This is a genomic window from Pseudomonas sp. MDT1-85, assembly GCF_054898065.1.
This window is the reverse complement of the sequence record NZ_CM142715.1, coordinates 2,266,520-2,290,224: the sequence shown is the minus strand read 5'-3', so window position 1 is coordinate 2,290,224 and position 23,705 is coordinate 2,266,520. Positions and strand designations below refer to the sequence as shown.

Here is a 23,705-nt window from a genome sequence, read left to right as displayed (position 1 = left end):
TCCTTCAATCCTCGACCACCCAGGTGTCCTTGGTTCCACCGCCCTGGGATGAATTCACCACCAGGGAGCCTTCGCGCAGGGCAACACGGGTCAAACCGCCGGGCACAACCCGGGTTTCGCGGCCAGACAATACAAACGGACGCAGGTCGATGTGGCGTGGAGCGATGCCGTTTTCGACAAAGGTCGGACAGGTCGACAGCGACAGCGTCGGTTGCGCGATGTACGCGTGGGGCTTGGCTTTGATCCGTGCGCGGAAAGATTCGATTTCCGCTGCCGTCGCCGCCGGCCCCACCAGCATTCCGTAACCGCCGGAGCCCTGGGTTTCCTTGACTACCAGCTCTGGAAGATTGGCCAGCACGTGGGACAGTTCAGAGGGATTACGACACTGCCATGTCGGCACGTTCTTCAGGATCGGCTCTTCATCCAGGTAGAAACGGATCATGTCCGTGACGAATGGATACACCGACTTGTCGTCCGCGACCCCGGTGCCGATGGCATTTGCCAGCACGACGTTGCCGGAGCGATACGACGACAGCAGCCCTGGAACGCCGAGCATCGAGTCCGGGTTGAACGCCAGCGGATCGAGGAACGCATCGTCGAGGCGACGATAGATCACGTCGACGGCTTTCGGCCCGTCCGTGGTGCGCATGAACACCTTGTCATCACGCACAAACAAGTCCGCGCCTTCCACCAGCTCCACGCCCATTTCCCGGGCCAGAAACGCATGCTCGAAAAACGCGCTGTTGAAGCGCCCCGGCGTCAGCACCACCACGCTCGGGTTGTCGATCGGGCTGGAGCTTTTCAGGGTATCGAGCAACAGATTCGGATAGTGGTCGATCGGCGCGATGCGCTGGGCCGCGAACAACTCGGGGAACAATCGCATCATCATCTTGCGGTCTTCGAGCATGTAGCTCACGCCGCTGGGTGTACGAAGATTGTCTTCGAGCACGTAGTACGTGCCGTCGCCATCGCGCACCAGGTCGACACCGGAAATGTGCGAATAGATATCGCGGTGCAGATCCAGCCCTTGCATCGCCAACTGGTATTGCTCGTTGGCCAGCACTTGCTCGGCCGGGATGATGCCAGCCTTGATGATGCGCTGCTCGTGATAGAGGTCGGCAAGGAACATGTTCAATGCCTTGACCCGCTGAATGCAGCCGCGCTCGACGACCCGCCATTCACTGGCGGGAATACTGCGGGGAATGGTGTCGAAGGGAATCAGGCGTTCTGTCCCCTGCTCATCACCATAGAGCGTGAAAGTAATCCCGGCACGATGAAATAACAGATCGGCCTCGCGTCGCCGTTGTGCCAAAAGCTCGTCAGGCGTTTCGGCCAGCCAACGGGAAAACTCCCGATAATGCGGGCGGACCTGGCCGCCGGCATCGTACATCTCATCAAAATAGGTGCGGATCATGCCGTACTCCTTGTCACCCGGACATCCAGGCATTCGCAAGGCCCGTGCCATCGGCATAAACGCTTTGATATCAATCAGTTGGATAATGGCGCTGCACGCACCGCACCAATCCTGTGCGGTAAATGCCCCAACCTGATTGCCCCCGCTTCATGGCGAAGCAATGCTGTCGCCTATCAGCAGCATAGTCAGAGTTGATTTCACTGCCCGGGGGGCGGTGCGGATAATCGGCGCATTCGCTGGAAAGATGACCCGGCACTTACCGAACTTCCCTTTTAGCCGCCTGTTTAGGTGGCTTTTTTTTGCGTTTTTGAAACGTTATGAATCAAAAGCACGATCAAGAGATCGCAGCCTCGTTTCACTCGACAGCTTCTACAGAGTGAAACGAGGCTGCGATCTCTTGAGCTTGCTTTCTAAAACCCACAAACGAAAACGGCCAACCCAAAGGTCAGCCGTTGCTGAGTGTTGTCACTGTTCATAAGACTATGCGAGTAACCCTCGTACCTCCTGCTTGACGCCCCATCCCTCGATGATACCGCCCAGAGGCTCGACCACCGCCTCGAAGTTCTGCTCAAAGTCGCCGATCCCGTCATAGGTGGCGTACATCACTTTGCTCAGTTCCAGATGCCACGCGCCGTCGTCGCGCACGCTGATCTGGGCATTCAAGGATTCACCACAGAAATGACCTGCCGCCCTGCGTGCCCGCTCCTCGTCCGGAAAAATGGCGTAGAACTCGATGGGATGGAATCGTGAAAAGTCGAAACCGCCTTCTTTCATGCGGCGCAGCACGCTGCTGCTGATGTCTTCTTGATAGGCTGTGCTCATGAAACGTCCCCCTCAGACTGATGGATAGACTTTCCGTATTCCCTGCACTTTCAACCGATTGGTGAAAGCGATACGGCGACAGAGGTTGCCGACGGGAAACAAGCATGTAGCTGACAAGACCAGACCTTAGCGAGTCATTCGCTGATCTCGCTTGCAGAGTAGCCCCTGGATAGAGCTGCTGCCAAGGCCTGGGTGTGAATGTGACAAGAGGTGTATCAGATCGGGGTAATACTGATGATTTCAATGCTGTTCTGGGATTTCAGACTTTTGACGGTCGGATCATCGGTACGACCCTCCAGATCATTGAGATCCAATTCGGCAGCGACCGGCAGGCACCGGGCGCGAATGAGTTTGGCGGCTTGCTCGCTATTCGGGCATTCCTCGCACTCGAAGAGTTCGTCCACTGTTTCACCGTGATCATCCACGAAAGTGATTTTCCACTTTTGCATCGGTGCCTCCTCGATAAAACCCATGGATGGGCTTACTTCTATCTGGACTTTTGCCCTGAGTGATCGTTCAAACGGATTACCGCGTGCTGGCATGAAAAAATACAAAACCTGAGCGAAGCTTGCTCGCGAAGGCGGTGTATCAGTTGATAGGTGTATTGGCTGATACACCGCCTTCGCGAGCAAGCTTCGCTCCTACACAGGGTTATGCGTACATTTTTAGTCGTTGCTGGGTTTGTTCACCGCTTGCAGTACGTATTGCGGCAAGGCGAAGGCACCGATGTGGATTTCCGGGTTGTAGTAGCGGGTGATGATGCCGCTGCCAGCGAACCGCTGTTGCAGGGTTTCGCGGGACAATTTGCGATAGGCGGTATTGGTTGCGCCCCAAGCGAAGGTCATCGCGCCGCCGATGTAGGTCGGCACGGCCGCCTGATAGAAGTGCCAGTCCGGGAACAGGCTGCGCAGACGGCCGGCGGTGGTTTTGACTTCTTCGATCTGCATGAACGGCGTGCCGTTCTGCGTCACCAGAATGCCGCCTTCGTTCAGGCAGCGACGGCAAGCCTGATAGAAGTTTTCGGAGAACAGCACTTCGCCCGGGCCGATCGGGTCGGTGGAGTCGGAAATGATCACGTCGAACTTTTCGGTGGTGGTGGCGACGAAACGCATGCCGTCGTCGATCACCAGGTTCAGGCGCGGGTCATCGAACGCACCTTTGGAGTGGTTCGGCAGGAATTCCTTGCACATGTCGACCACGGTGCCGTCGATCTCGACCATGGTGATGTGCTCGATGCTGCGGTGCTTGGCCACTTCACGCAGCATGCCGCCGTCGCCGCCGCCGATGATCAGTACGCGCTTGGCGGTGCCATGGGCGAGGATCGGCACGTGGGTGAGCATTTCGTGGTAGATGAATTCGTCGGCTTCGGTAGTCTGGATCACACCGTCCAGCGCCATTACCCGGCCCATGCGCGGGTTTTCGAAGATCACCAGGTGCTGGTGTTCGGTGCGCACTTCGTGCAGCAGTTTTTCCATGCGAAAACGCTGGCCATAACCGTCGTAGAGGGTTTCCAGGTACTCGCTGGTTGGGGTATTGCTCATGGGAAGTGCTCCGTGAATGCGGGTGGCAACGGACGGTTACCCGCCCATGACGGCCAATCGATCCGTTCGATTGACCGGGAAAGGCGCGCATTTTACGTCGCGGAATATGACAGGTCGAACCTTCGTCATTGAAGTACATGCAGAACAATGTGGGAGCGAGCCCGCTCGCGATGACGGCGGCACCGTCAACATCAATGTTGCAGACAGATCGCTATCGCGAGCAGGCTCGCTCCCACAAGGAAAATGCGTTGTGCCTGAGGATGCAGTCAGATCCGCACATTGCCCCGTGGCCCGGCGATGGCCCAGATGATCAGGCCCAAAACCGGCAGCAGGAGGATCAATAGCACCCAGATGATTTTCATCCCGGTCTCGGCGCCACTTTTAAGCACGTTGATGATGGCCCAGATATCCAGGGCTAGAATAATCAGGCCAACCAGGCTGTTGAACGTGGAACCCATGGTGACGCTCCCGAAGAGTGATATGCACTCTTAGGATAGTCGGGCCTTGCGAGGGTTCCGTTTTATTACCGTTCTAGACACCTTCAGACGTGGATCGCCACTTTCAGGGCTTCCAGGGATGGCGCGGCGGCGATGCCGACTTCGGCGCACAATTCCAGCACCCGTGGCACGTCGTTACCGTAGACCAGCACCACTTGCAGTTCGTCGTCGAGCAACTGGCTGAAGTTCATCAGCGTGTAACCGCCGTTTTCCTTGTTCATGCTGCTCATCTGCACCTGAATGCGATTGAGCGCCGTCAGGGCTTCGGTCTTGGCCAGTTGCTTGGGTTTGATGTTGAAATCGACGCCGGGGCCGAACGAAGCGACGATTTGCGCGAACAGATCCATGTAGGTATCGGCCTGGAACAGCACGGTTTCCGGCAGGCTGCCGACCACTACCCACTCGCCCAATGGGATCGGGAAGGTATCGTCGTAGTTGATGTCCGGATTGGCCGTCAGAAAAGCCTCGGGATCGGCGTAGGCCTGAGCCGCTTCGTCAGCGAGTTTCAGGATTTCGTCCTCGCTCATGCACCCGGAGCTGATTTTGCTGATGAGTTCGACGAGTGCGGCTTTCATGAGGTGGATCCTGTAGCGAGGGAAATTTGAGGGCGCGAAGGATAGCGCAGGTTAAGCGTGAAGACGAAAAGATCGTCCGAAGGCTCGGGCCGCGTTCGGACGATCTTTTAATGTGATCAGTCGAGCAATTTCTGTAGCTGAGCGGTGGTATCAACCGCGCCCATGGTCTTGGCCGCGTCCAGCGCGGACACACCGTTGGCATCCTTGGCTTTCGGATCGGCGCCTTTGCTGATCAGGTAGTCGACGATTTCGACGCGGTTGAACATCGCGGCCATCATCAACGCAGTGCGACCGTCGAAGGACGAACCTTCCACTTGCGCGCCACCTTCCACCAACGCCTTGACCACCGCCAGATCACCCTTGAACGCCGCGCCGGCAATCGGGCTCTGACCGTTGTCATTGCGAATTTCAGGATCGGCCTTGTGCTCGAGCAGGACTTTTACCGTCTCGACATGGCCGTGGTACGCGGCGAGCATCAGCAAGGTGTCGCCCTTGTGGTTGCGCAGGTTCGGCGGCAAGCCCTTGGTCAGCAGCGCAGCCATCATGGCCGCATCGCCCTCGCGCGCTTTGTTGAACACCTGTTCGGCAAATTCAGCAGCCTCTTCAGGCGTCATCTGGCGGCTTTTGTCTGACATTGGGGACTCCACATTCGGTCAATCGGAAAGCCGATAGTTTCCCGAGCGGTCAGGAACCTGTCACTTCTTTTTTCTCATGGAAAGCCATAGCCACATTCAATAAAGGCCACATTCAATAAAGGCCACATTCAATAGCGACACTTTCAATAGCGGTGCTTGCCGCCGCGAATATCCGCCAGCACCTGCTCGGTGACTTGCACGTAAGTCTGGGTACCCGGCAACCAGGCGTAGATCGGGTCATCGCCGGTTTTGTTCGGGTCGAAGGCTTCGTCCTTGAGCCGGGTCTTCTGATATTTGAAGGTCCCGGTGGTCTCCATTTTCACTTTCACCCGTAGGAAAAGTGGCACCGCATAGGCAGGCATTTGTTGCCTGGCGAACGCCAGCAACTCGCTGAAATCCAGGGTCGCCAGGGATTCAGCCGGCGTGATTGCCGCCATCCCGGCACGCCCGTTGGTGTTGTGAATTTCCACGCCATAGGCCACTGCTTCGGCGATGTGTGGGTGTTGCAAGAGGATGTTTTCGACCTCGGTGGTGGAGACGTTTTCACCCTTCCAGCGGTAGGTGTCGCCCAAGCGATCGACAAACTGCGCGTGGCCAAAACCGATGTTGCGCAGCAGGTCACCGGTATTGAAGTAACGGTCGCCCTTCTTGAACACGTCGTGGAGCACGACTTTTGCGGTCTTCTGCGGATCGGTGTAGCCGTCGAGCGGCGCCTTGTCGTCGATCCTCGCCAACAATAAACCTTGTTCGCCCTTGGCCACTTTGCGCATGAAGCCCTTGGCATCACGCGTGGGTGCGCCACTGTCGTGGTCGTACGCCACCAGCTCCCAGGACATCAGGGAAAAACCGATGGTGTTGTCAAAATTGAGGATGTTGGTGAAGCCGATATTGCCATCGCTGGCGGCGTACAGCTCGCAGATATGGTCAACGGCAAAACGCGTCTTGAACTCGCTCCACGCGCCGGGGCGCAGACCATTGCCGATCATCTTCGTCACGCTGTGGCGACTGTCATCGGCGCTGGGCGGTTGATCCACCAGGTAGCGGCACAATTCGCCGACGTAACCGAGGGTGGTCGCCCGGTATTTGCGTACGTCACTCCAGAACTGGCTGGCGCTGAACTTGCGGCGGATGGCAAACCCCGATGCCCCGCTGATTGCCGAGCCCCAGCACACGCAGAGCCCGGTGGCGTGGTACAGCGGCAAGGTGCAATAAACAACGTCCTGCGGCTGCATATCAAGAGCGATCAGCCCGAAGCTGGCGGAGCTGCGCATCCAGCGACCGTGCTTGAACACCCCGGCCTTGGGCAACCCGGTGGTGCCCGAGGTGTAAATGTAGAAGCAAGGATCGTCTAGAAAAACCTTTTGGCTGCTGGCGGGGTTATCGCTGCACGCTTCGGCACTGGCCGTCATCAGATTAATGAAGCCATCGGGCGAAATGCCCGGATCGCGATAAGTATCTTGATCGGCAACAAACCAGGTGCGCGCCGCGTCGATGGACACCCGCTCGCGGACCGCATTAAAGGCTGGAACCAGCTCTTCTCCGACCACGATCGCCACGGGCGCTACCAGGTTCAGGCTATGGGCCAGGGTATCGCGGGTCTGGGAGGTATTGAGCAAGGCGCTGATCGCGCCGACCTTGGCCATCGCCAAAATCGTCACCAGCAGCTCTGGACGATTTTCGATAAAAACCGCCACCACATCGCCCTTGCCGATGCCTTGGGCGATCAGGTGATGGGCAATGCGATTGGCCCACTGATTGACTTGCGTATAAGTGAGCGCCACTTCGTTCTGCAGCAAGGCCGGGCCATCGGGGTTGCGCAATGTTGCCTGTTCGAAGCTCCAGGCGAGACCACACGGTTGGGTCGGGTCCTTGACGTTGGCGGCTTTCATGCCCTTCACCACGCGGGGAATGGCTTTGGCAATGGAAGGCAGCTTGCGGAGCATCATGCCCCAGGTAATCGTGTCGTTCAGCGTGCGGCTCATTGATGCTCCCGTTCGATCTTCTTATTGTCGGGTGGCGTTGATTGAGGCCGAAAATACGTCAGCGGTTCTTGAGCTGTACACGCAGTTTTTGAAATGTTTTGTATCCGCGACCGAAGCGTTCGGAGCGGAGATCGAAAAGCGGAACCCTGGCGTTGTGATTGGTTCCATCAAATCGCAGCCGACCACGCAAAATGCAGGATGCACGATGACCATTCATGCAGATTGCACGAAAGCATAGAAACACAATTATCTTAACTTATTGATTTATAGGTATTTTTTAAAAATCAGGTGCTGGCACAATCACTGCAACTACCTCTCCACGTTGCCCTTCAAGCACAAACGGAGCTGATAGACATGAGCCTGATCCAGGAAAAATTTTCGTCCCTGTTCTCCAACTTCGAAGTGACCACCCGGCCACGTCCTGACGGCGGCATTCTGCTGACCCTGCGCAGTACGGATGGCAAAGTCTTCAAACGTTCGATTTCCTACCAGCAATTGCATGCCGGCGATCAGCTGTCGTGGGTGATCAGCGCGATTCGTCGTGACGTCGCCGAACAGGCCAGCGAACTGCCGCAGATCTCCATGCTGCAAAGCCAGCAACGGTTCGCTTTGCCGACCTATCACTCGGTTTAAATCCTGCGGTTGTATAAATAAACGCGCTACAAACAAACAGGCCGTGAGCGCTTTCGCTTCACGGCCTGAGTTGTTTCTGGAACTGCGCAAGATCCTGTAGGAGCAGAGCTTGCTCGCGAAGGCGGTGTGTCAGTCAACATTAATATCGCCTGACACACCGCCTTCGCGAGCAAGCTCTGCTCCTACAGGTTATTTGGTGGTTTACAGGGCAGAAGGATTTATCCGCGCAAAGCTGTCGACGGTCACATGCCCTGCCAGTTCCCCGCCCTCACGGGCCAGGCCACAGGTTGCCATCCCGGCCGTGCTCGCGGAATCCAGCTCTTGAACGATGTCGGACAGAAACAGAATCTGTGAAGCCTCGACGCCAATCGCCTGGGTGATGCGCTCGTAGGACTGCGCTTCACGCTTGGGCCCCGAGGTGGTGTCGAAATAGCCGCTGAACAGTGGCGATAAATCCCCCGCGTCGGAGCAACCAAAGATCAGCTTTTGCGCCTGAATCGAGCCCGAGGAATAAACAAACAGTTTGAAACCTTCCTGATGCCAGCGCTTGAGCGCTTCAACGGCGTCCGGGTACACGTGGCCTTTCAACTGCCCGGCCTGATACCCCTGCTCCCAGACCATGCCTTGCAACGCTTTGAGCGGTGTGGCCTTGCGGTCTTCGGCGATCCAGCCCAAGAGGATTTCGATGACCCGTTCGACGTCGGCTCGCGGCTCACCGCTGTCACGCCGAACAGCGGCGAGCTGCTCGGCAACGTCGGCGCGTTCGACGTTGTCGCGAACGAAATCCGGCAAGTGTTTGGCAGCGTAAGGGAACAGCACGTCGAACACAAAACTCACCGCGCTGGTGGTGCCTTCGATGTCGGTGAGAATCGCTTTGATCGGCATCGACTCAGTCCTCGAGACGCGGGAAGCGGCTGGCGATGTCATCACCGGTGAAACTGGCCACCCAGCCGTCGGGGTTGTTGAACAGACGGATTGCGACGAAATGCGGGTGCTCGCCCATGTCGAACCAGTGCTTTGTGCCGGCTGGCACCGAGATCAGGTCGTTTTTCTCGCAGAGCACGGCGTAAACGTAATCGCCGATGTGCAGGGTGAACAAGCCACGACCGGCGACGAAAAATCGTACTTCGTCTTCAGCATGACGGTGTTCATCGAGGAACTTGGCGCGCAGTTCGGCTTTTTGCGGGTGATCGCTGTTCAGGCTGATCACGTCGACGGTGATGTAACCGCGCTCGGTCATCAGCTTATCGATTTGCTCCTGATACGCGGCGATCACTTCTTCCTGGCTGGCACCGGGCTGGATTTTCGCCGTGGCTTGCCAACGGTCGAAGCGCACGCCCTGTTCGGCCAGGGTCGAGGCGATGTCTTCGAGGTGGGTCAACACTTTGTTCGGCAGGTCGGGGCTGCTGACGTGGTAAACGGACAGGCTGCTCATCTGGGCAACTCCTTAACGGTTCATGCTTTATGGTTCGAGAGCGAGCGCATCTTCAATTCGCACTCGAACAAAAATTCAAAGGCCTCAATCTGTCGCAGCGCATCGCTCATGCGCCCCCCCCATGTGTAGAGGCCATGGCCGCGGATCAAATAGCCGACGCAATCAGGATGGGCGTCGAGCCAAGGCTGCACCTTGGCGGCCAGCCGTGCAATGTCCTGATCGTTGTCGAAAATCGGCACGCGCAGGCGGGACTCGTGGGTCGAGACGCCGCTGAAGGCTTTTTGCAGCTCGTAGCCTTCGAACTCGATGAAGTCTTGCGGCGTCAGGCGCGACAGCACCGTGGCATTCACCGAATGGGTGTGCAGCACCGCGCCGATCTCCGGGCGCCAGCTGTAGAGCTGAGTGTGCAGCAGGGTTTCGGCGGACGGCTTTTTGCCCGGTTCCAGGCTATTGCCCGACAGGTCGGTGGCCAGCACATCGTCGATGCCCAACTGGCCTTTGTGTTTGCCAGACACCGTCAGCAAGGCTTCGGTCGGCGACAGGCGGGTCGAGTAATTGCTGCTGGTGGCCGGCGACCAGCCGCGGCCATACAAAAAACGCCCGGCGTCGATGATTTCCTGGGCGAGGTGTTCACGGGTAAGGCTCATGGCCTGTCCTCTTGCATACGCGTGGCAATGATAACGGCAGCGGCGAAGGCGGCGAGACTGGCAATACTAAAGGTCAATGTGGCGCCGAGGGCATTCCAGCTGTAGCCGGAATACAACGCGCCCAGTGCACCGCCAGTGCCGGCCAGCGCGGCATACAACGCCTGGCCCTGCCCTTGCTGGCGTGCGCCGAAGCTACGTTGCACGAACTGGATGGCAGCCGCGTGAAAGCTGCCGAAGGTGGCGGCGTGCAGCACTTGGGCGAACAGCAGCACCCAGAGGAATTCGGCAAACGAACCGAGCAACAACCAACGCAAAGCCGCCAGCAGGAAACTCGCCAGCAGCACCCGGCGCACCGAGAAACGCGCAAGGATCTTGCTCATGGCCAGAAACATCAAGACTTCGGCAACCACGCCGACCGCCCAGAGCATGCCGATCAGCCCGCGACTGTAACCGAGTCGCTCAAGGTGCAAGGTCAGAAAGGTGTAATACGGCCCGTGACTCATCTGTATCAGCGCCACGCAACCGTAGAACGCCAACACCCCGGGGTTGCGCAATTGCTGGAGGAATCCCTCCCCCGCCAACCGTTCACCCTGAATCGGTTGCGCGTTAGGCACCCATAAACTGCTGACGACGATCCCGACCATAATCAGCACCAGCGTGACCGGATAGATGTCGAGGCTGAGCCATTCGAACATCCGACCGAGCGCAACGACGGTGATGATGAAACCGATGGAACCCCACAGGCGAATCTGACTGTAGCGAGACGTCTGGCCGTTCAAGTGCGCCAGGGTGATGACTTCGAACTGCGGCAACACCGCGTGCCAGAAGAACGCGTGCAAGGCCATGACCATCGCCAGCCACGCGTAGCTTTTGCTGACGAAAATCAGTGAGAAGGTCAGCAGCGTACAGACCGCGCCGAACCGCACGATGGCCAGACGTCGCCCGGTGTAGTCACCGAGCCAGCCCCAGATGTTCGGCGCCACGCAGCGCATCAGCATCGGGATCGCCACCAGTTCGCCAATACGCGCACTGGAAAAGCCCAGGTGATCGAAATACAACGCCAAAAACGGCGCCGTCGAACCGAGCAAGGCGAAATAGAACAGATAGAAACTGGAGAGCCGCCAGTACGGGAGCGCCGCCACGGCCATCAGACTGCGGCGGCTTCAAAAACAGCCATTAAAGCTGTCCCAGCACCGGAGTGCTCACGCGCACATTGAGGTTCTGCCCGCGGTGACGCAGCAGGTGATCCATCAATACGATGGCCATCATCGCTTCGGCAATCGGCGTGGCGCGGATGCCGACGCACGGGTCGTGACGGCCCTTGGTGACAACCTCAACCGGGTTGCCATGGATGTCGATGGAGCGGCCCGGCGTGGTGATGCTCGAGGTTGGCTTGAGCGCCAGATGCGCCACGATCGGCTGACCGGACGAGATGCCACCCAAAATGCCGCCGGCATTGTTGCTGAGGAAACCTTCCGGGGTCATTTCATCGCGGTGTTCGGTGCCGCGCTGGGCGATGCTGGCAAACCCGGCACCGATTTCCACGCCTTTGACCGCGTTGATACTCATCAGCGCATGGGCCAGTTCCGCGTCGAGGCGGTCGAAGATCGGCTCGCCGAGGCCCGGCATCACGCCTTCGGCGACCACGGTGATCTTCGCGCCGACCGAATCCTGATCGCGACGCAACTGGTCCATATAGGCTTCCAGCTCCGGCACTTTGTCCGGATCGGGGCTGAAGAAGGCGTTTTCTTCCACCGAATCCCAGGTCTTGAACGGAATTTCGATCGGGCCGAGCTGGCTCATGTAGCCGCGAATGACGATGCCCTGGGTGGCGAGGTATTTTTTCGCAATCGCCCCTGCCGCCACGCGCATGGCGGTTTCACGGGCCGAACTGCGACCGCCGCCGCGGTAATCGCGTTCGCCGTATTTGTGGTGATAGGTGTAGTCGGCGTGGGCCGGGCGGAACAGATCCTTGATCGCCGAATAGTCCTTGGATTTCTGGTCGGTGTTGCGGATCAACAGGCCGATGGCGCAACCGGTGGTGCGGCCTTCGAACACGCCGCTGAGGATTTCGACTTCGTCGGCTTCCTGGCGCTGGGTGGTGTGGCGGCTGGTGCCGGGCTTGCGGCGGTCCAGGTCGCGCTGCAGATCCTCAAGGGAAATCTCCAGGCCCGGCGGGCAGCCATCGACAATGGCGACCAACGCCGGACCATGGCTTTCGCCCGCGGTGGTGACAGTGAACAGCTTGCCGTAGGTATTGCCGGACATGCGGGACGCTCCGTGAAATCGAAACTAAAATACGTAATGCGCGCCAGTATACGCAGGCTACCCGACTAGTTCATCCTCGAACCTTATGGGTGCCTGCGAGTCCAACCGGCACCTTGTTGATGATGGCGTGATGATGCTGCGAGTTCTAGCCTTGAGCCTTACCTTGTTTACCGGCTTTGCACAGGCCACTGTCCTGCAACGCCCGATCACATTGGACACGGGCAGCGGCGAGCTTTTCGGCTCGCTGTTGCTGCCCAAGTCCGACACACCTGTACCGGTTGTCCTGATCATTTCCGGCTCCGGTCCTACGGATCGTGACGGAAACAACCCCGACGGCGGACGCAACGACAGTCTCAAACGGCTGGCGTGGGTGCTGGCCAAACACAACATCGCCAGTGTGCGTTACGACAAGCGCGGCGTGGCGGCGAGCCTGGCGGCCACGCCCGATGAGCGCAATCTGTCGGTGGAGGCCTATGTCGCCGACGCCCAGGCCTGGGGCCACAAGCTCAAAGCCGATCCGCGCTTTGGCAAACTGATTTTGCTGGGTCACAGCGAAGGGGCCTTGATCGCCAGCCTGGCGGCGCCAAACGTCGATGCCGCGGCGGTGATTTCCATGTCCGGCAGCGCCCGGCCGATCGATCAAGTCCTGCGCCAGCAATTGAGCAATCGCCTGCCGCCTGCGTTGATGCTGCGCAGCAATGAACTGCTCGACAGCCTCAAGGCCGGCCATACCGACGACAACGTGCCGCCGCAGTTGCAGGTGATTTTCCGTCCCAGCGTGCAGCCGTATCTGATTTCGCTGTTTCGCCAAGACCCGGCGGCGGCCTTCGCCAAACTGAAAATGCCGGCGCTGATCATCCAGGGCAGCAACGACATTCAGGTCGGCGTGGGTGACGCCAAGGCACTCAAGGCCGCCAAACCGGACGCCGAACTGGCGCTGATCGAAGGCATGAACCACGTGATGCGCATCGTGCCCAACGATGTGAAGCGGCAATTGGCCTCCTATAAAGACCCGCAATTACCGCTGGCGGCCGAACTCGGCGCGCGAATCCTCGGATTTATTGACGGACTTCGCACCCGTTAAGCGCTGGTAGGGGGCGTTCTCAACTAGTTTTCACGCCGCGCCGGGCCTGCTGTTGTGCAGGGCAAGGCGCGAGAAGCGTGGTTTGGTCATTCCAAATAAGCTTCGAGCAACGCAGCCCTGCACAACAGCAGGCCCGGCCCTTCGGGTTGTGCCTTAAAGGGGGCCAGGCTGCGTTGCAGGCCTTGGAAAGGGAACAACCATTCCCAGCGGACTGCGCCTTGCCTGGCCCGCTTTAAGGCGACAACGCGGCGTGAAAACTAGTTGAGAACGCCCCCTAGCCCTCCAGTCCTGAAAAAAACGGCCGATAAGCCTGTGTCGCCAGCGCACTGGCTGGCGGCAAGCAGGGCTTGGACAGGATCTCGCCGTTATGACTGATACCCAGACTTCACCCGACACCACCGCTGAAAAAGACGCACCGCCAGCGGTCGAGCTGCCGTGGGCGGACGTCCACGTCGAGCACCACAAGATGCTCCGCCTGGCGCCGCTGAAAACCGACCGCAACACCGGTGGGCGGCCGTTGCGCTTTGTCGAGTTCGGTTACGCCGAACGCAATAGCAAGGAACGCAGCCTGCTGCGCATGACCATCAAGCTGCCAGGCCAGCGCGTGCGCAAAGAACAGAATCATCTGGACGTGTGGGTCGATCACACGACCAAACGCGTGCATTTCGGGCCGGAAAGCGGCTTGCAGATCGAGCCGATGAACCGAGGCATCGGGCGTTATATGGCGGCTCAGGGCATTACTTGGGCGAAAAAGAAATGGCCCGCCTACACCGTCGACGGCACCGATCTGAACAACAAGGATGCGCTGAACGAAGACACTCGCCTGCGCCGCGATCACTTTCTGCGGGTGCACGGTTTTGACGTGGTCTACGCCGACGCCCAGCATTTGAAGGGCAGCGTTAAAGAGGTGCAGGTCGGTGATTTGCTCGGTGACTGGAACAGCGAAAAGCTGCAGCAGGTAGAAATCCTCGAAGCCGCGCAGATGCTCCAGCAAGCCGAGCAGAACCTGGCGGAGCAGGAAGTCAAACTGAAGAAGCACGAAGAAAAAGTCAGCAAGTACAAACGCGAAGACGCCGGGCTGCGTTTTACCATTACGTGTCTGGTGGCGTTTGCAGTGTTTCAGGCGGGGTTGTTGATCTGGATTGCTACACACCGGTAAAGATTTAAGACCGCGGCGGGGCCATTCGCGGGCAAGCCTCGCTCCAGGTTTTGTGTCGTGTCCAAATGATGGGCACACACAAAACCTGGGGGAGCGTGGCTTGCCCGCGAAGGCTTTCTCAGGTCAGACGCGAGAAGCGAACAACGCCTGATGATCGCGACATTGCTCCGCTGTCAGCATGAACACCCCATGCCCACCGCGCTCGAGCTCCAGCCAGGCGAAGTCGACTTCCGGGTACAGCGCCTCGACGTGAACCTGGCTGTTACCCACCTCGACAATCAGCAAACCCTTCTCGGTCAGATGATCCGCCGCTTCGGCGAGCATGCGGCGCACCACGTTCAAACCGTCGTCGCCACAGGCCAGGCCCAGCTCCGGTTCGTGCTGATACTCGTCCGGCATGTCGGCGAAATCTTCCGCATCGACGTAGGGCGGGTTCGACACGATCAGGTCGAAACGTTGACCCGGCAAGCCATCGAAACCATCGCCCTGAACGGTGAACACCCGCTCATCGACACCGTGGCGCTCGATGTTCTGGTTCGCCACTTCCAGCGCTTCGTACGACAGATCGGCCAGCACCACTTCGGCATTCTGGAACTCGTAAGCACAAGCGATGCCGATGCAGCCGGAACCGGTACACAGGTCGAGAATGCGCGCAGGTTCGGCGCCGAGCCACGGTTCGAAACGCTTTTCGATCAGCTCGCCAATTGGCGAACGCGGGATCAGCACGCGTTCGTCGACAATGAACGACATACCACAGAACCAGGCTTCGCCCAGCAGGTAAGCGGTCGGAATGCGCTCTTCGATGCGGCGCTTGAGCAAGCGTTGCAGATTGACCAGTTCGTCATCTTCCAGACGGCAGTCCAGATAGCTGTCGGCGATTTCCCACGGCAAGTGCAGCGCACCCAACACCAGTTGACGGGCTTCGTCCCAGGCGTTGTCGGTCCCATGGCCGAAAAACAGATCCTCCCCATGGAAGCGGCTGACGGCCCAACGGATATGGTCACGCAGGGTACGAAGTCGGGAAGTGATCACGGGGTAAACTCCAGAAAAAACGACTGACGATTCTAACAGCCAAAAGACGCCACGACGACGCAGGAAAAACAGCGGATCAGATGTAGGACTCTTCTATTTTTTCAGCAGTCTATTGAACAGAACGAGTATCTTGACGAGGCTGCGACCCAACAACGGCGGTGCCTGCGATGGTAGCGATTCACAGAAGCGCTCAGCCAGAGGACAATGTCGCAAAAGCCCCACCCGAAGGAGCCCCAGAATGTCCGTTCCAAAAACGATGTTTCAACTCAGCGGCCGTGGTTATGCAGCGGCCAATCTGGGTCATGCGACCCTTGTCATCATCGATGCCCAGAAAGAATACCTCAGCGGCCCCTTGGCACTGAGCGGCATGGATGCTGCCGTCGCGAACATCAAGCAACTGGTAGCCGCTGCCCGTGCAGCCGGTCGGCCGATCGTACACGTGCGCCACCTCGGCACCGTCGGAGGGCTATTCGACCCGCAAGGCGAGCGCGGCGAGTTCATCCCCGGCCTGGAGCCACAGGGCGACGAAACCATCATCGGCAAATTGCTGCCGAGTGCGTTTCATGGCACCGAACTGCTGGAGCGCCTGCAGAATCTCGGCTCGCTGGACCTTATCGTCTGCGGCTTCATGAGCCATTCCAGCGTCAGCACTACCGTGCGCGCCGCAAAGAACCTGGGCTTTCGTTGCACATTGGTTGAAGACGCCTGCGCGACTCGCGACCTGCCCTACAAGGGTGGCGTCCTGAGCGCCGAGCACGTTCAGCACACCGAGATGGCGATCATGGCGGACAATTTCGCCACCCTCGCCCAGACCTGCGAACTGATCTGATCCACCCTTCGATGAGCGGTCCATGCCGCCGCTCATCCGCAAAAGCCTCTCATTTGCTGTAATTGCCCTAGCCTCAGGAACATCCCGGTCAACTCCCGGTCGAAGGGCCGATACCCATTGAGGAAGGTCGGAATGAAGTTATCCGATGGTTTTGATGCACGCCGCTTGCGGCCCAAAGGCCAAAGCAACTGGCGTTTTCGCTTCGGCGCAGCATTCGCTGCCTTGCTGGCGACGTGCGGTGTGTTGCTGGCGATGGCCGGCGCGGCCAGCCTGCTGGGGCGGCCACCGGCGCTGGGCGAGTTGAATGCCAGCCCGTTGGGCTCGGCGATCATTCTCGCCGTGGGCCTGTTCGTGCTGTACATCGGCGTGTGGCTATGGCGCCGCTGCCGTCGCCGCTCGCGCCAGTCGCGAGAGCTGAACATGTCTCCACACTTGATGAAAAAACACGACTAAGCCCAACGCAGGACGTTTTGTCGCGCCCGATTCGTCCCGACTTGGGTAAACTGGCCGCCCTTCGCGGAGGCTGACATGCAAGACGACGATTTTTCCCTGTTCAAAAGCGCGATCCAAGGCGTCAAGCCGATCAAGCACGATCGCGCCGAAACCGGCAAACCCAAGGCCGACCGCGCGCAAATCGCCAAGCTGCGCCAGGCAGCCACCGTGCGCACCGACGCCACCACCGTTGACGGGCTGTCCGATCAGTTCGTCATTGATGTCGGCCCCGAAGATGAGCTGATGTGGGCCCGCGACGGTGTTCAGGAAAGCCAGATGCGCAAGCTCAAGATCGGCCAGATTCCGTTCGAAGGCAGCCTCGATCTGCATGGCATGAACGTGGAAAAGGCCCGTGAAACCCTGTGGGCCTTTCTGGCCGAAGCGACAAAATTCGAAATCCGCTGCGTACGTGTCACCCACGGCAAAGCGGTGCGCCTGGACGGCAAGCGGCCGATGATCAAAAGTCACGTCAATACGTGGCTACGTCAGCATTCACAGGTGCTCGGCTTCACCTCGTGCCAACCGAAACACGGCGGCGCCGGAGCGGTTTATGTGATGCTCAAACGCACCATGATGGAAGGTCGCGACGAGTGATGCCGTCGCTTCACGCTTGCAGCGCCGTGTCCGTCACCGTACCCTTGCCCTTTGCGTAAAATCCCACAGGTAGTTTCATGTCCCTGGAACAGAATTACACCGAGATTCTCGGCCAATTGGGCGAGGACGCCTCCCGCGAGGGCCTGCTCGACACGCCAAAGCGTGCCGCCAAAGCCATGCAGTACCTCTGCCGCGGTTATGAACAGACACTGGAAGAGGTCACTAACGGTGCCTTGTTCAGCTCCGACAACAGCGAGATGGTGCTGGTCAAGGACATCGAGCTCTACTCGTTGTGCGAGCACCACATGCTGCCGTTCATCGGCAAGGCCCATGTCGCCTACATCCCCAGCGGCAAGGTTTTGGGGCTGTCGAAAGTCGCGCGGATTGTCGATATGTACGCCCGCCGCCTGCAGATCCAGGAAAACCTCAGCCGCCAGATCGCCGATGCGGTCCAGCAAGTCACCGGCGCCCTGGGCGTTGCGGTGGTGATCGAGGCCAAGCACATGTGCATGATGATGCGCGGTGTGGAGAAACAGAATTCGACAATGATCACCTCGGTGATGCTCGGCGAGTTCCGCGAAAACGCGGCCACCCGTAGCGAATTTCTCAGCCTGATCAAGTAACTCGCGGCACGAAGAAAACCGGCACTGATCGCCGGTTTTTTTTCGCCTGCGAAAAATCAGGTAAGCTGCGCGCCTTCTGTTTGCCCTGTGAGGCTTATCCCGTGTTCGTTAAAGCGCTTCGTGTCGGCCTCGGCCAACTGATCATCTTCATCGATTTCATTACTCGTCCAGGCAAGAAGCAGCGCCCCGCCGCCGCTCAGGCGCAGGTCGAAACCGCCGCCAAGGACCTGACCCTGTATCAGTTCCACGCCTGCCCGTTCTGCGTGAAAACCCGCCGTACCCTGCGTCGCCTGAACGTTCCGGTGGCATTGCGCGATGCGAAGAACAACGAACAGGATCGCCAGGCTCTGCTGGAGCAAGGTGGCAAGATCAAGGTACCGTGCCTGCGCATCGAAGAGAATGGCCAGACCACCTGGATGTATGAATCCAAGGTGATCATTGATTATCTGGATAAGCGGTTTGCTGCTGTCTGATGGTTTTGTGATGTTTCTGATGGCCTCTTCGCGGGCAAGCCTCGCTCCTACAGGTATCCGCTAGCCCCTGTAGGAGCGAGGCTTGCCCGCGAAGACGTCGGCACAACCGCCGCAAATCCCAGACAAAAAATAAACCGGCCCATGGGGCCAGCCCATGGGCCGGTTTATTTGTTTCTGCCCTCCTCTCAGACCGCCTGCGCCTGACGCACCACCGCCGACAATCGCTTGAGCCCTTCGTCCAACTGCACTGGATCGATATGGGGCTTGCCCGCGAAAGCGTCCTTGCTGGCGATATATATCCCTATTGCCAAACTTTTCGTCTACAAAAGCAAAAACATTATTTGCTTTATTTGTATACAAAAGCATAATTCGCTTCGTGCGAGTTCCTGACCAAAAGGTCAACAAATTCGCAAGTACCTCAAAGGGTCGCTGCCACCCTCATGGGTCCGGCCCTGGAAATAACAATAAAACTCTTGAGGAGTACTCGCTGTGGAAAGCCGCAAATCCGAAGCCCCGACGCTGGAACTCTCGCCGCCATTACGCAATGGCTGGCTGGAGCGCATCTTCAAACTCAGCTTGCACGGCACCACGGTGAAGACCGAGCTGATCGCCGGTCTGACAACCTTCATCACCATGGCCTACATCATCTTCGTCAACCCGAATATCATGGCCGATGCCGGCATCAATCACGGGGCGGCGTTCGTCGCCACTTGCATCGCCGCCGCGCTGGGTTGCCTGTTGATGGGGCTATACGCCAACTGGCCAGTCGGCCTGGCGCCGGGCATGGGCCTGAACGCGTTCTTCACCTACACCGTGGTCGGCACCATGGGTTACAACTGGGAAACCGCGCTCGGTGCAGTGTTCGTCTCCGGTGTGTTGTTCATGTTCCTGACCTTTTCCCGGATTCGCGAATGGCTGCTCAATAGCATTCCAGTGAGTTTGCGCTTTGCCATGGGCGCGGGTGTGGGTCTGTTTCTGGGGCTGATCGGCTTGAAAACCGCGGGTATCGTCGTCGATAGCCCGGCCACTCTGATCAAGCTTGGCTCCCTGCGTGAACCTGGCCCGCTGCTGGCGGCCATCTGCTTCCTGATGATTGCCGTCCTCAGCTACCACAAAGTATTCGGCGCGATTCTCATCAGCATCATCACCGTGACCCTGGCCGGTTGGGGCCTGGGCCTGGTGCACTACGAGGGCATCATGTCTGCCCCGCCGAGCCTGGCGCCGACCTGGATGGCCATGGACGTCGCCGGTGTATTCAATGTCAGCATGATCAGCGTGGTGCTGGCCTTCCTCTTTGTGCACATGTTCGACACCGCTGGCACTTTGATGGGCGTTGCCCAGCGCGCTGGCCTGGTGAACGCCGACGGCAAGATCGAAAACCTTTCCCGCGCCCTCAAGGCCGACAGTGCTTCCAGTGTATTCGGAGCGGTGGTCGGTGTTCCGCCAGTCACCAGCTACGTGGAAAGTGCCGCGGGTGTAGCAGCGGGTGGTCGGACTGGTCTTACCGCCGTGACCGTGGGTGTGCTATTTATTGCCGCGATGTTTTTCGCACCGCTGGCTGGCATGATCCCCGCTTATGCAACCGCCGGTGCGCTGATTTATGTGGCGATGTTGATGATGGGCGGCATGGCGCACATCGAATGGGACGAAGCGACCGACAGTATTCCGGCGATTGTTACCGCGATCATGATGCCGCTGACCTTCTCGGTCGCCGACGGCATCGCGCTGGGCTTCATCACTTACGTGACGCTGAAGGCCGGCACCGGCAAGTACAAGGAAATTTCCGTCAGCCTGTGGGTGCTCTGCGCGATCTTCATCGCCAAGTTCATTTTCTTGTAAGCCGTTTACGATTCAAAGGCAGTGTTTCAAAACAGCCTCACCCCGTCGGGTGGGGCTTTTGCACATAGGGAGGAAAGTGATGAGTCTGGAAACCTGGCTGCTGTTCAGCGGCGCTGCGCTGGTGGTGATCCTGATCCCTGGGCCACTGTCGTTGCTGATGATCAGCAACAGCCTGAATTACGGTTTGCGCCGTTCTTACCCGGCGTTTCTGGGGGGCGTGATTGCGTCGATCTGCCTGCTCAGTGCTTCAGCGCTTGGCTTGGGCGCTTTGTTGCTGGCGTCGGAACAGCTGTTCAGCGCCCTGAAAATCGTCGGTGCGTTGTACCTGTTCTATCTCGCCTGGCAGAGCTGGCAGCAATCGCGTCAGCCATCCCAAGGCGCCGAAGTGCCCCAGGCTGCGCCGGTGCCGCGCTTTCGTGCACTGTTCGGACGCGCATTCATGCTCGGCGCCAGCAACCCGAAAGACATTTTGTTCTTCGCCGCTTTCCTGCCGCAGTTTTTGAGTGCCCAGCAACCGTTCCTGCCGCAATTGCTGGTGATGATAGTGACCTGGACTGTGCTGGATCTGCTGTGCAAATTGGCTTATGGGCTGGGTGCCCATGGCGCGGCGCGGTATCTGCGCAGCGGCAAGGGGCAGAGCTGGTTTAACCGGGTGAGTGCGGGGTTGTTCAGTGGTGCCGGTGCGGCGTCGTTGTTGAGCCGTTGAGGTAACGCAAGATCAAAAGATCGCAGCCTTCGGCCCCTCCTACATGGTTTGGCGTACACCTGTAGGAGCTGCCGAAGGCTGCGATCTTTTGACTTTCCATCAGGCAAAAAAAAGCCCGCAGTGTGAGCGGGCGAAAGACCAAAGAAGCTATTTGCGCAGGATTCTTGGGGGGAAAGTCCTAGCTTCCTCTGTAGGTCGAATAGCTGTACGGCGAAATCAACAACGGCACATGGTAGTGATCCTGTTCCGCAGAGATGCCAAAACGCAGCACCACCACATCCAGGAACGCAGGCTCAGGCAGTTGAACCCCACGGGCGCGGTAGTAATCACCCGCGTGAAACTGAAGCTGATAAACCCCGGACCGGTAGTCATCGCCTTGCAGCAGCGGCGCATCGACTCGGCCATCGCTGTTGGTGAGCGCAGTGGAGACCAATTCCAGCTGCGAACCTTCAACGCGGTACAACTCGACCTTGATCGAACTGCCCGGGCAACCGTGTGCAGCGTCCAAAACGTGTGTAGTCAAACGTCCCATTGATTCTGCGCGCCTGCCTGCGTGGAGCAGTCAGACCTCGCGCCTCCCGAAGTCAGTTGAAAAGGAGACCGCACCGTTTCGGAGCACGAAAAGCTGCGGCGAGCGACTAATTAAGACACTTTTCAAAAAAATTGTACACAATAAAAACGACATTTTTACCGCTGCCAACGTCATTCAGCGTTTATCAGTGAATCTTGCGCCAAACCATAAGATCAGTGCACCTTCTATCCATTAGCTGACCAGTCAGGCAGGTTTCTTGCAGTACCCTTCAAAGTGGACAGTCAGTGAAAAATGCAAAAAATCAGGCTTACAAAGTGAATATAAAGTTGTATACAATCACTCCATCGCTGTGACGCCAGCCTGCCCTCTCATCGCCAGGCCGCCACACACACCCTGACTTTGAATAAGTCGACACGAACAAGAAGGAAGACTGCAGTGAGCGCTGACTACCCACGCGACCTGATCGGTTACGGCAGTAACCCTCCTCACCCACACTGGCCGGGCAATGCCCGCATCGCGCTGTCTTTCGTGCTCAACTACGAGGAAGGTGGCGAGCGCAATATCCTGCACGGCGATAAAGAGTCCGAAGCTTTCCTCTCGGAGATGGTCTCGGCGCAGCCGCTGCAAGGCGAGCGCAACATGAGCATGGAATCCCTTTACGAGTATGGCAGCCGTGCCGGCGTCTGGCGGGTTCTGAAACTGTTCAAGGAATTCGACATTCCGCTGACCATCTTCGCCGTGGCCATGGCCGCCCAGCGCCACCCGGACGTGATCCGCGCGATGGTCGATGCCGGACACGAGATCTGCAGTCACGGCTACCGCTGGATCGACTATCAGTACATGGACGAAGCTCAGGAACGTGAGCACATGCTCGAAGCGATCCGCGTCCTCACCGAAATCACCGGCGAGCGCCCACTGGGCTGGTACACCGGCCGCACCGGCCCGAACACCCGTCGATTGGTGATGGAAGAAGGCGGTTTCCTTTACGACTGCGACACCTACGACGACGACCTGCCCTACTGGGAACCGAACAACCCGACCGGCAAACCGCACCTGGTGATTCCGTACACGCTGGACACTAACGACATGCGCTTCACCCAGGTCCAGGGTTTCAACAAGGGCGACGATTTCTTTGAATACCTCAAAGACGCCTTCGACGTGCTGTATGCCGAAGGCGCCGAAGCACCGAAGATGTTGTCGATCGGCCTGCACTGCCGTCTGATTGGCCGTCCGGCGCGTCTGGCCTCGCTCAAACGCTTTATCGAATACGCTAAAAGTCATGAACAGGTGTGGTTCAGCCGTCGCGTCGACATCGCCCGTCACTGGCACGAAACCCACCCGTATCAAGGGGCCGCGAAATGAGCCACTTCCAAACCCTGAAGCCATCGACCCTGAGCCGCGACGCGTTTGTCGCCGCCTTCGCCGACATCTACGAACACTCGCCATGGGTGGCCGAGAAGGCCTTCGACCTGGGCCAGGACGCTTCGATCGACGAGATCGAAACCCTGCACCAGCGCATGAGCGACATCCTGTTGAGCGCCGATCACGCCAGTCAACTGGCCCTGATCAACGCTCACCCGGACCTGGCCGGCAAAGCCGCCGTCCAGGGCCAACTGACCGAAGCCAGCACGAACGAACAGGCTGGCGCCGGTATTCACCAATGCTCGAGCGATGAGTTTGAACGCTTCACCGAGCTGAACGACGCCTACAAAGCCAAGTTCAAGTTTCCCTTCATCATGGCGGTAAAAGGCAGCAACCGGCATCAGATCCTCGCAGCGTTCGAAACGCGCATACACAACTCGGTCGACACCGAATTCAAATGCGCGCTGGCGGAGATCAACAAGATCGCGTTGTTCCGATTACTGACCCTATAGCGACCTTGGCCCGAGCGGA

The 23,705-nt window shown here is 58.5% G+C and carries 27 protein-coding genes; 12 read left to right on the top strand and 15 right to left on the bottom strand.

The window, feature by feature from the left end; genetic code table 11:
• Positions 1-4: 4 nt before the first annotated feature.
• The 8 genes from ACYZT2_RS10430 to ACYZT2_RS10395 form a co-directional block, all read right to left on the bottom strand.
• Positions 5-1,414: a circularly permuted type 2 ATP-grasp protein gene (locus tag ACYZT2_RS10430; protein ID WP_461971863.1), complete on the bottom strand. Its 1,410-nt coding sequence runs from the start codon at positions 1,412-1,414 to the stop codon at positions 5-7.
• 480 nt (positions 1,415-1,894) lie between these two features.
• On the bottom strand, positions 1,895-2,236 hold the full coding sequence (locus ACYZT2_RS10425) for a ribonuclease E inhibitor RraB (RefSeq protein WP_461971861.1): 342 nt from the start codon (positions 2,234-2,236) through the stop codon (positions 1,895-1,897).
• Between the two features lie 215 nt (positions 2,237-2,451).
• Positions 2,452-2,685, bottom strand: a complete 234-nt coding sequence (locus ACYZT2_RS10420; protein ID WP_038979787.1) for a hypothetical protein — start codon at positions 2,683-2,685, stop codon at positions 2,452-2,454.
• A gap of 216 nt (positions 2,686-2,901) precedes the next feature.
• Positions 2,902-3,777 carry a polyamine aminopropyltransferase gene (gene speE / locus ACYZT2_RS10415; RefSeq protein ID WP_461971858.1) on the bottom strand — a complete coding sequence of 292 codons (876 nt, stop codon included), beginning with the start codon at positions 3,775-3,777 and terminating at the stop codon, positions 2,902-2,904.
• Positions 3,778-4,043: 266 nt separating this feature from the next.
• Entirely contained in the window at positions 4,044-4,235 is a 192-nt protein-coding gene (locus tag ACYZT2_RS10410) for a PLDc N-terminal domain-containing protein (protein WP_007902193.1), read from the bottom strand.
• 83 nt (positions 4,236-4,318) lie between these two features.
• On the bottom strand, positions 4,319-4,849 hold the full coding sequence (locus tag ACYZT2_RS10405; protein ID WP_461971856.1) for a hypothetical protein: 531 nt from the start codon (positions 4,847-4,849) through the stop codon (positions 4,319-4,321).
• Between the two features lie 116 nt (positions 4,850-4,965).
• The gene (locus tag ACYZT2_RS10400; RefSeq protein WP_447789015.1) at positions 4,966-5,484 is read right to left on the bottom strand and encodes an ankyrin repeat domain-containing protein; all 519 of its coding nucleotides are present in this window, start codon (positions 5,482-5,484) and stop codon (positions 4,966-4,968) included.
• A 143-nt stretch (positions 5,485-5,627) separates the two neighbouring features.
• On the bottom strand, positions 5,628-7,466 hold the full coding sequence (locus ACYZT2_RS10395) for a long-chain-acyl-CoA synthetase (RefSeq protein WP_461971853.1): 1,839 nt from the start codon (positions 7,464-7,466) through the stop codon (positions 5,628-5,630).
• A 354-nt stretch (positions 7,467-7,820) separates the two neighbouring features.
• On the opposite strand from ACYZT2_RS10395, the gene ACYZT2_RS10390 reads away from it, so the two are divergent.
• The gene (locus ACYZT2_RS10390) at positions 7,821-8,099 is read left to right on the top strand and encodes a DUF3509 domain-containing protein (protein WP_461971851.1); all 279 of its coding nucleotides are present in this window, start codon (positions 7,821-7,823) and stop codon (positions 8,097-8,099) included.
• A 201-nt stretch (positions 8,100-8,300) separates the two neighbouring features.
• On the opposite strand, the gene mtnC is transcribed toward ACYZT2_RS10390, so the two are convergent.
• Genes mtnC through aroC form a run of 5 tightly spaced genes read right to left on the bottom strand, consistent with a single transcriptional unit; the run spans position 8,301 to position 12,449 of the window.
• Positions 8,301-8,984 (bottom strand): acireductone synthase, encoded by a 684-nt coding sequence (mtnC, locus tag ACYZT2_RS10385; protein ID WP_461971849.1) that lies wholly within the window; start codon positions 8,982-8,984, stop codon positions 8,301-8,303.
• Between the two features lie 4 nt (positions 8,985-8,988).
• Positions 8,989-9,534 carry a 1,2-dihydroxy-3-keto-5-methylthiopentene dioxygenase gene (locus ACYZT2_RS10380; RefSeq protein WP_461971847.1) on the bottom strand — a complete coding sequence of 182 codons (546 nt, stop codon included), beginning with the start codon at positions 9,532-9,534 and terminating at the stop codon, positions 8,989-8,991.
• Positions 9,535-9,554: 20 nt separating this feature from the next.
• Entirely contained in the window at positions 9,555-10,181 is a 627-nt protein-coding gene (locus ACYZT2_RS10375) for a methylthioribulose 1-phosphate dehydratase (RefSeq protein WP_461971845.1), read from the bottom strand.
• A complete protein-coding gene (locus ACYZT2_RS10370) occupies positions 10,178-11,329 on the bottom strand; it encodes an MFS transporter (protein WP_461971843.1) in 1,152 nt (383 codons plus the stop codon). The genes ACYZT2_RS10375 and ACYZT2_RS10370 overlap by 4 nt, the downstream gene beginning before the upstream one ends.
• 28 nt (positions 11,330-11,357) lie before the next feature.
• Positions 11,358-12,449, bottom strand: a complete 1,092-nt coding sequence (gene aroC, locus ACYZT2_RS10365; RefSeq protein ID WP_052963693.1) for a chorismate synthase — start codon at positions 12,447-12,449, stop codon at positions 11,358-11,360.
• A gap of 85 nt (positions 12,450-12,534) precedes the next feature.
• Here aroC and ACYZT2_RS10360 point away from each other — a divergent pair, with 85 nt between their 5' ends.
• Positions 12,535-13,533 carry an alpha/beta hydrolase gene (locus ACYZT2_RS10360; protein ID WP_461971840.1) on the top strand — a complete coding sequence of 333 codons (999 nt, stop codon included), beginning with the start codon at positions 12,535-12,537 and terminating at the stop codon, positions 13,531-13,533.
• Positions 13,534-13,900: 367 nt separating this feature from the next.
• Positions 13,901-14,692: a hypothetical protein gene (locus ACYZT2_RS10355; RefSeq protein WP_461971838.1), complete on the top strand. Its 792-nt coding sequence runs from the start codon at positions 13,901-13,903 to the stop codon at positions 14,690-14,692.
• Between the two features lie 123 nt (positions 14,693-14,815).
• Here the strand turns inward: ACYZT2_RS10355 and prmB are convergent, their stop codons facing one another.
• On the bottom strand, positions 14,816-15,724 hold the full coding sequence (gene prmB / locus ACYZT2_RS10350; RefSeq protein WP_461971836.1) for a 50S ribosomal protein L3 N(5)-glutamine methyltransferase: 909 nt from the start codon (positions 15,722-15,724) through the stop codon (positions 14,816-14,818).
• A 238-nt stretch (positions 15,725-15,962) separates the two neighbouring features.
• On the opposite strand from prmB, the gene ACYZT2_RS10345 reads away from it, so the two are divergent.
• From ACYZT2_RS10345 to ACYZT2_RS10315, 7 genes are all read left to right on the top strand, one after another.
• The gene (locus ACYZT2_RS10345; RefSeq protein WP_461971834.1) at positions 15,963-16,553 is read left to right on the top strand and encodes a cysteine hydrolase family protein; all 591 of its coding nucleotides are present in this window, start codon (positions 15,963-15,965) and stop codon (positions 16,551-16,553) included.
• A gap of 132 nt (positions 16,554-16,685) precedes the next feature.
• Positions 16,686-17,006, top strand: coding sequence for a hypothetical protein (locus tag ACYZT2_RS10340; RefSeq protein ID WP_030131642.1), 321 nt, complete (start codon positions 16,686-16,688; stop codon positions 17,004-17,006).
• Positions 17,007-17,081: 75 nt separating this feature from the next.
• Positions 17,082-17,639, top strand: a complete 558-nt coding sequence (locus ACYZT2_RS10335; protein WP_007898817.1) for a Smr/MutS family protein — start codon at positions 17,082-17,084, stop codon at positions 17,637-17,639.
• A 77-nt stretch (positions 17,640-17,716) separates the two neighbouring features.
• Entirely contained in the window at positions 17,717-18,262 is a 546-nt protein-coding gene (folE, locus tag ACYZT2_RS10330; RefSeq protein WP_007898818.1) for a GTP cyclohydrolase I FolE, read from the top strand.
• 101 nt (positions 18,263-18,363) lie between these two features.
• Entirely contained in the window at positions 18,364-18,735 is a 372-nt protein-coding gene (locus tag ACYZT2_RS10325; protein ID WP_460147082.1) for a glutathione S-transferase N-terminal domain-containing protein, read from the top strand.
• 489 nt (positions 18,736-19,224) lie between these two features.
• A complete protein-coding gene (locus tag ACYZT2_RS10320; protein ID WP_038979770.1) occupies positions 19,225-20,574 on the top strand; it encodes an NCS2 family permease in 1,350 nt (449 codons plus the stop codon).
• 79 nt (positions 20,575-20,653) lie between these two features.
• Positions 20,654-21,280 (top strand): LysE family translocator, encoded by a 627-nt coding sequence (locus ACYZT2_RS10315; protein WP_461971830.1) that lies wholly within the window; start codon positions 20,654-20,656, stop codon positions 21,278-21,280.
• 178 nt (positions 21,281-21,458) lie between these two features.
• Here ACYZT2_RS10315 and uraH read toward each other — a convergent pair whose 3' ends face one another.
• Positions 21,459-21,812, bottom strand: coding sequence for a hydroxyisourate hydrolase (uraH, locus tag ACYZT2_RS10310; RefSeq protein WP_461971828.1), 354 nt, complete (start codon positions 21,810-21,812; stop codon positions 21,459-21,461).
• A gap of 435 nt (positions 21,813-22,247) precedes the next feature.
• Between uraH and puuE the strand changes: the two genes are divergently transcribed.
• Together puuE and uraD are read left to right on the top strand one after the other, a co-directional pair.
• Complete coding sequence (gene puuE / locus ACYZT2_RS10305) at positions 22,248-23,174, top strand: allantoinase PuuE (protein ID WP_461971826.1); 927 nt, start codon at positions 22,248-22,250, stop codon at positions 23,172-23,174.
• Positions 23,171-23,686, top strand: a complete 516-nt coding sequence (uraD, locus tag ACYZT2_RS10300; RefSeq protein WP_461971824.1) for a 2-oxo-4-hydroxy-4-carboxy-5-ureidoimidazoline decarboxylase — start codon at positions 23,171-23,173, stop codon at positions 23,684-23,686. The genes puuE and uraD overlap by 4 nt, the downstream gene beginning before the upstream one ends.
• Positions 23,687-23,705 lie beyond the last annotated feature (19 nt).

What these genes read in the sequence shown, in the direction of transcription:
- ACYZT2_RS10375 (WP_461971845.1), bottom strand. Translation starts at nt 10,181, where the DNA reads ATGAGCCTTACCCGTGAACACCTCGCCCAGGAAATCATCGACGCCGGG.
- aroC (WP_052963693.1), bottom strand. Translation starts at nt 12,449, where the DNA reads ATGTCCGGCAATACCTACGGCAAGCTGTTCACTGTCACCACCGCGGGC.
- ACYZT2_RS10410 (WP_007902193.1), bottom strand. Translation starts at nt 4,235, where the DNA reads ATGGGTTCCACGTTCAACAGCCTGGTTGGCCTGATTATTCTAGCCCTG.
- mtnC (WP_461971849.1), bottom strand. Translation starts at nt 8,984, where the DNA reads ATGCCGATCAAAGCGATTCTCACCGACATCGAAGGCACCACCAGCGCG.
- ACYZT2_RS10355 (WP_461971838.1), top strand. Translation starts at nt 13,901, where the DNA reads ATGACTGATACCCAGACTTCACCCGACACCACCGCTGAAAAAGACGCA.
- ACYZT2_RS10405 (WP_461971856.1), bottom strand. Translation starts at nt 4,849, where the DNA reads ATGAAAGCCGCACTCGTCGAACTCATCAGCAAAATCAGCTCCGGGTGC.
- ACYZT2_RS10315 (WP_461971830.1), top strand. Translation starts at nt 20,654, where the DNA reads ATGAGTCTGGAAACCTGGCTGCTGTTCAGCGGCGCTGCGCTGGTGGTG.
- ACYZT2_RS10370 (WP_461971843.1), bottom strand. Translation starts at nt 11,329, where the DNA reads ATGGCCGTGGCGGCGCTCCCGTACTGGCGGCTCTCCAGTTTCTATCTG.
- speE (WP_461971858.1), bottom strand. Translation starts at nt 3,777, where the DNA reads ATGAGCAATACCCCAACCAGCGAGTACCTGGAAACCCTCTACGACGGT.
- uraH (WP_461971828.1), bottom strand. Translation starts at nt 21,812, where the DNA reads ATGGGACGTTTGACTACACACGTTTTGGACGCTGCACACGGTTGCCCG.
- uraD (WP_461971824.1), top strand. Translation starts at nt 23,171, where the DNA reads ATGAGCCACTTCCAAACCCTGAAGCCATCGACCCTGAGCCGCGACGCG.
- ACYZT2_RS10335 (WP_007898817.1), top strand. Translation starts at nt 17,082, where the DNA reads ATGCAAGACGACGATTTTTCCCTGTTCAAAAGCGCGATCCAAGGCGTC.
- ACYZT2_RS10420 (WP_038979787.1), bottom strand. Translation starts at nt 2,685, where the DNA reads ATGCAAAAGTGGAAAATCACTTTCGTGGATGATCACGGTGAAACAGTG.
- ACYZT2_RS10390 (WP_461971851.1), top strand. Translation starts at nt 7,821, where the DNA reads ATGAGCCTGATCCAGGAAAAATTTTCGTCCCTGTTCTCCAACTTCGAA.
- ACYZT2_RS10345 (WP_461971834.1), top strand. Translation starts at nt 15,963, where the DNA reads ATGTCCGTTCCAAAAACGATGTTTCAACTCAGCGGCCGTGGTTATGCA.
- ACYZT2_RS10400 (WP_447789015.1), bottom strand. Translation starts at nt 5,484, where the DNA reads ATGTCAGACAAAAGCCGCCAGATGACGCCTGAAGAGGCTGCTGAATTT.
- ACYZT2_RS10360 (WP_461971840.1), top strand. Translation starts at nt 12,535, where the DNA reads ATGGGTGCCTGCGAGTCCAACCGGCACCTTGTTGATGATGGCGTGATG.
- ACYZT2_RS10425 (WP_461971861.1), bottom strand. Translation starts at nt 2,236, where the DNA reads ATGAGCACAGCCTATCAAGAAGACATCAGCAGCAGCGTGCTGCGCCGC.
- ACYZT2_RS10395 (WP_461971853.1), bottom strand. Translation starts at nt 7,466, where the DNA reads ATGAGCCGCACGCTGAACGACACGATTACCTGGGGCATGATGCTCCGC.
- ACYZT2_RS10430 (WP_461971863.1), bottom strand. Translation starts at nt 1,414, where the DNA reads ATGATCCGCACCTATTTTGATGAGATGTACGATGCCGGCGGCCAGGTC.
- ACYZT2_RS10380 (WP_461971847.1), bottom strand. Translation starts at nt 9,534, where the DNA reads ATGAGCAGCCTGTCCGTTTACCACGTCAGCAGCCCCGACCTGCCGAAC.
- folE (WP_007898818.1), top strand. Translation starts at nt 17,717, where the DNA reads ATGTCCCTGGAACAGAATTACACCGAGATTCTCGGCCAATTGGGCGAG.
- ACYZT2_RS10340 (WP_030131642.1), top strand. Translation starts at nt 16,686, where the DNA reads ATGAAGTTATCCGATGGTTTTGATGCACGCCGCTTGCGGCCCAAAGGC.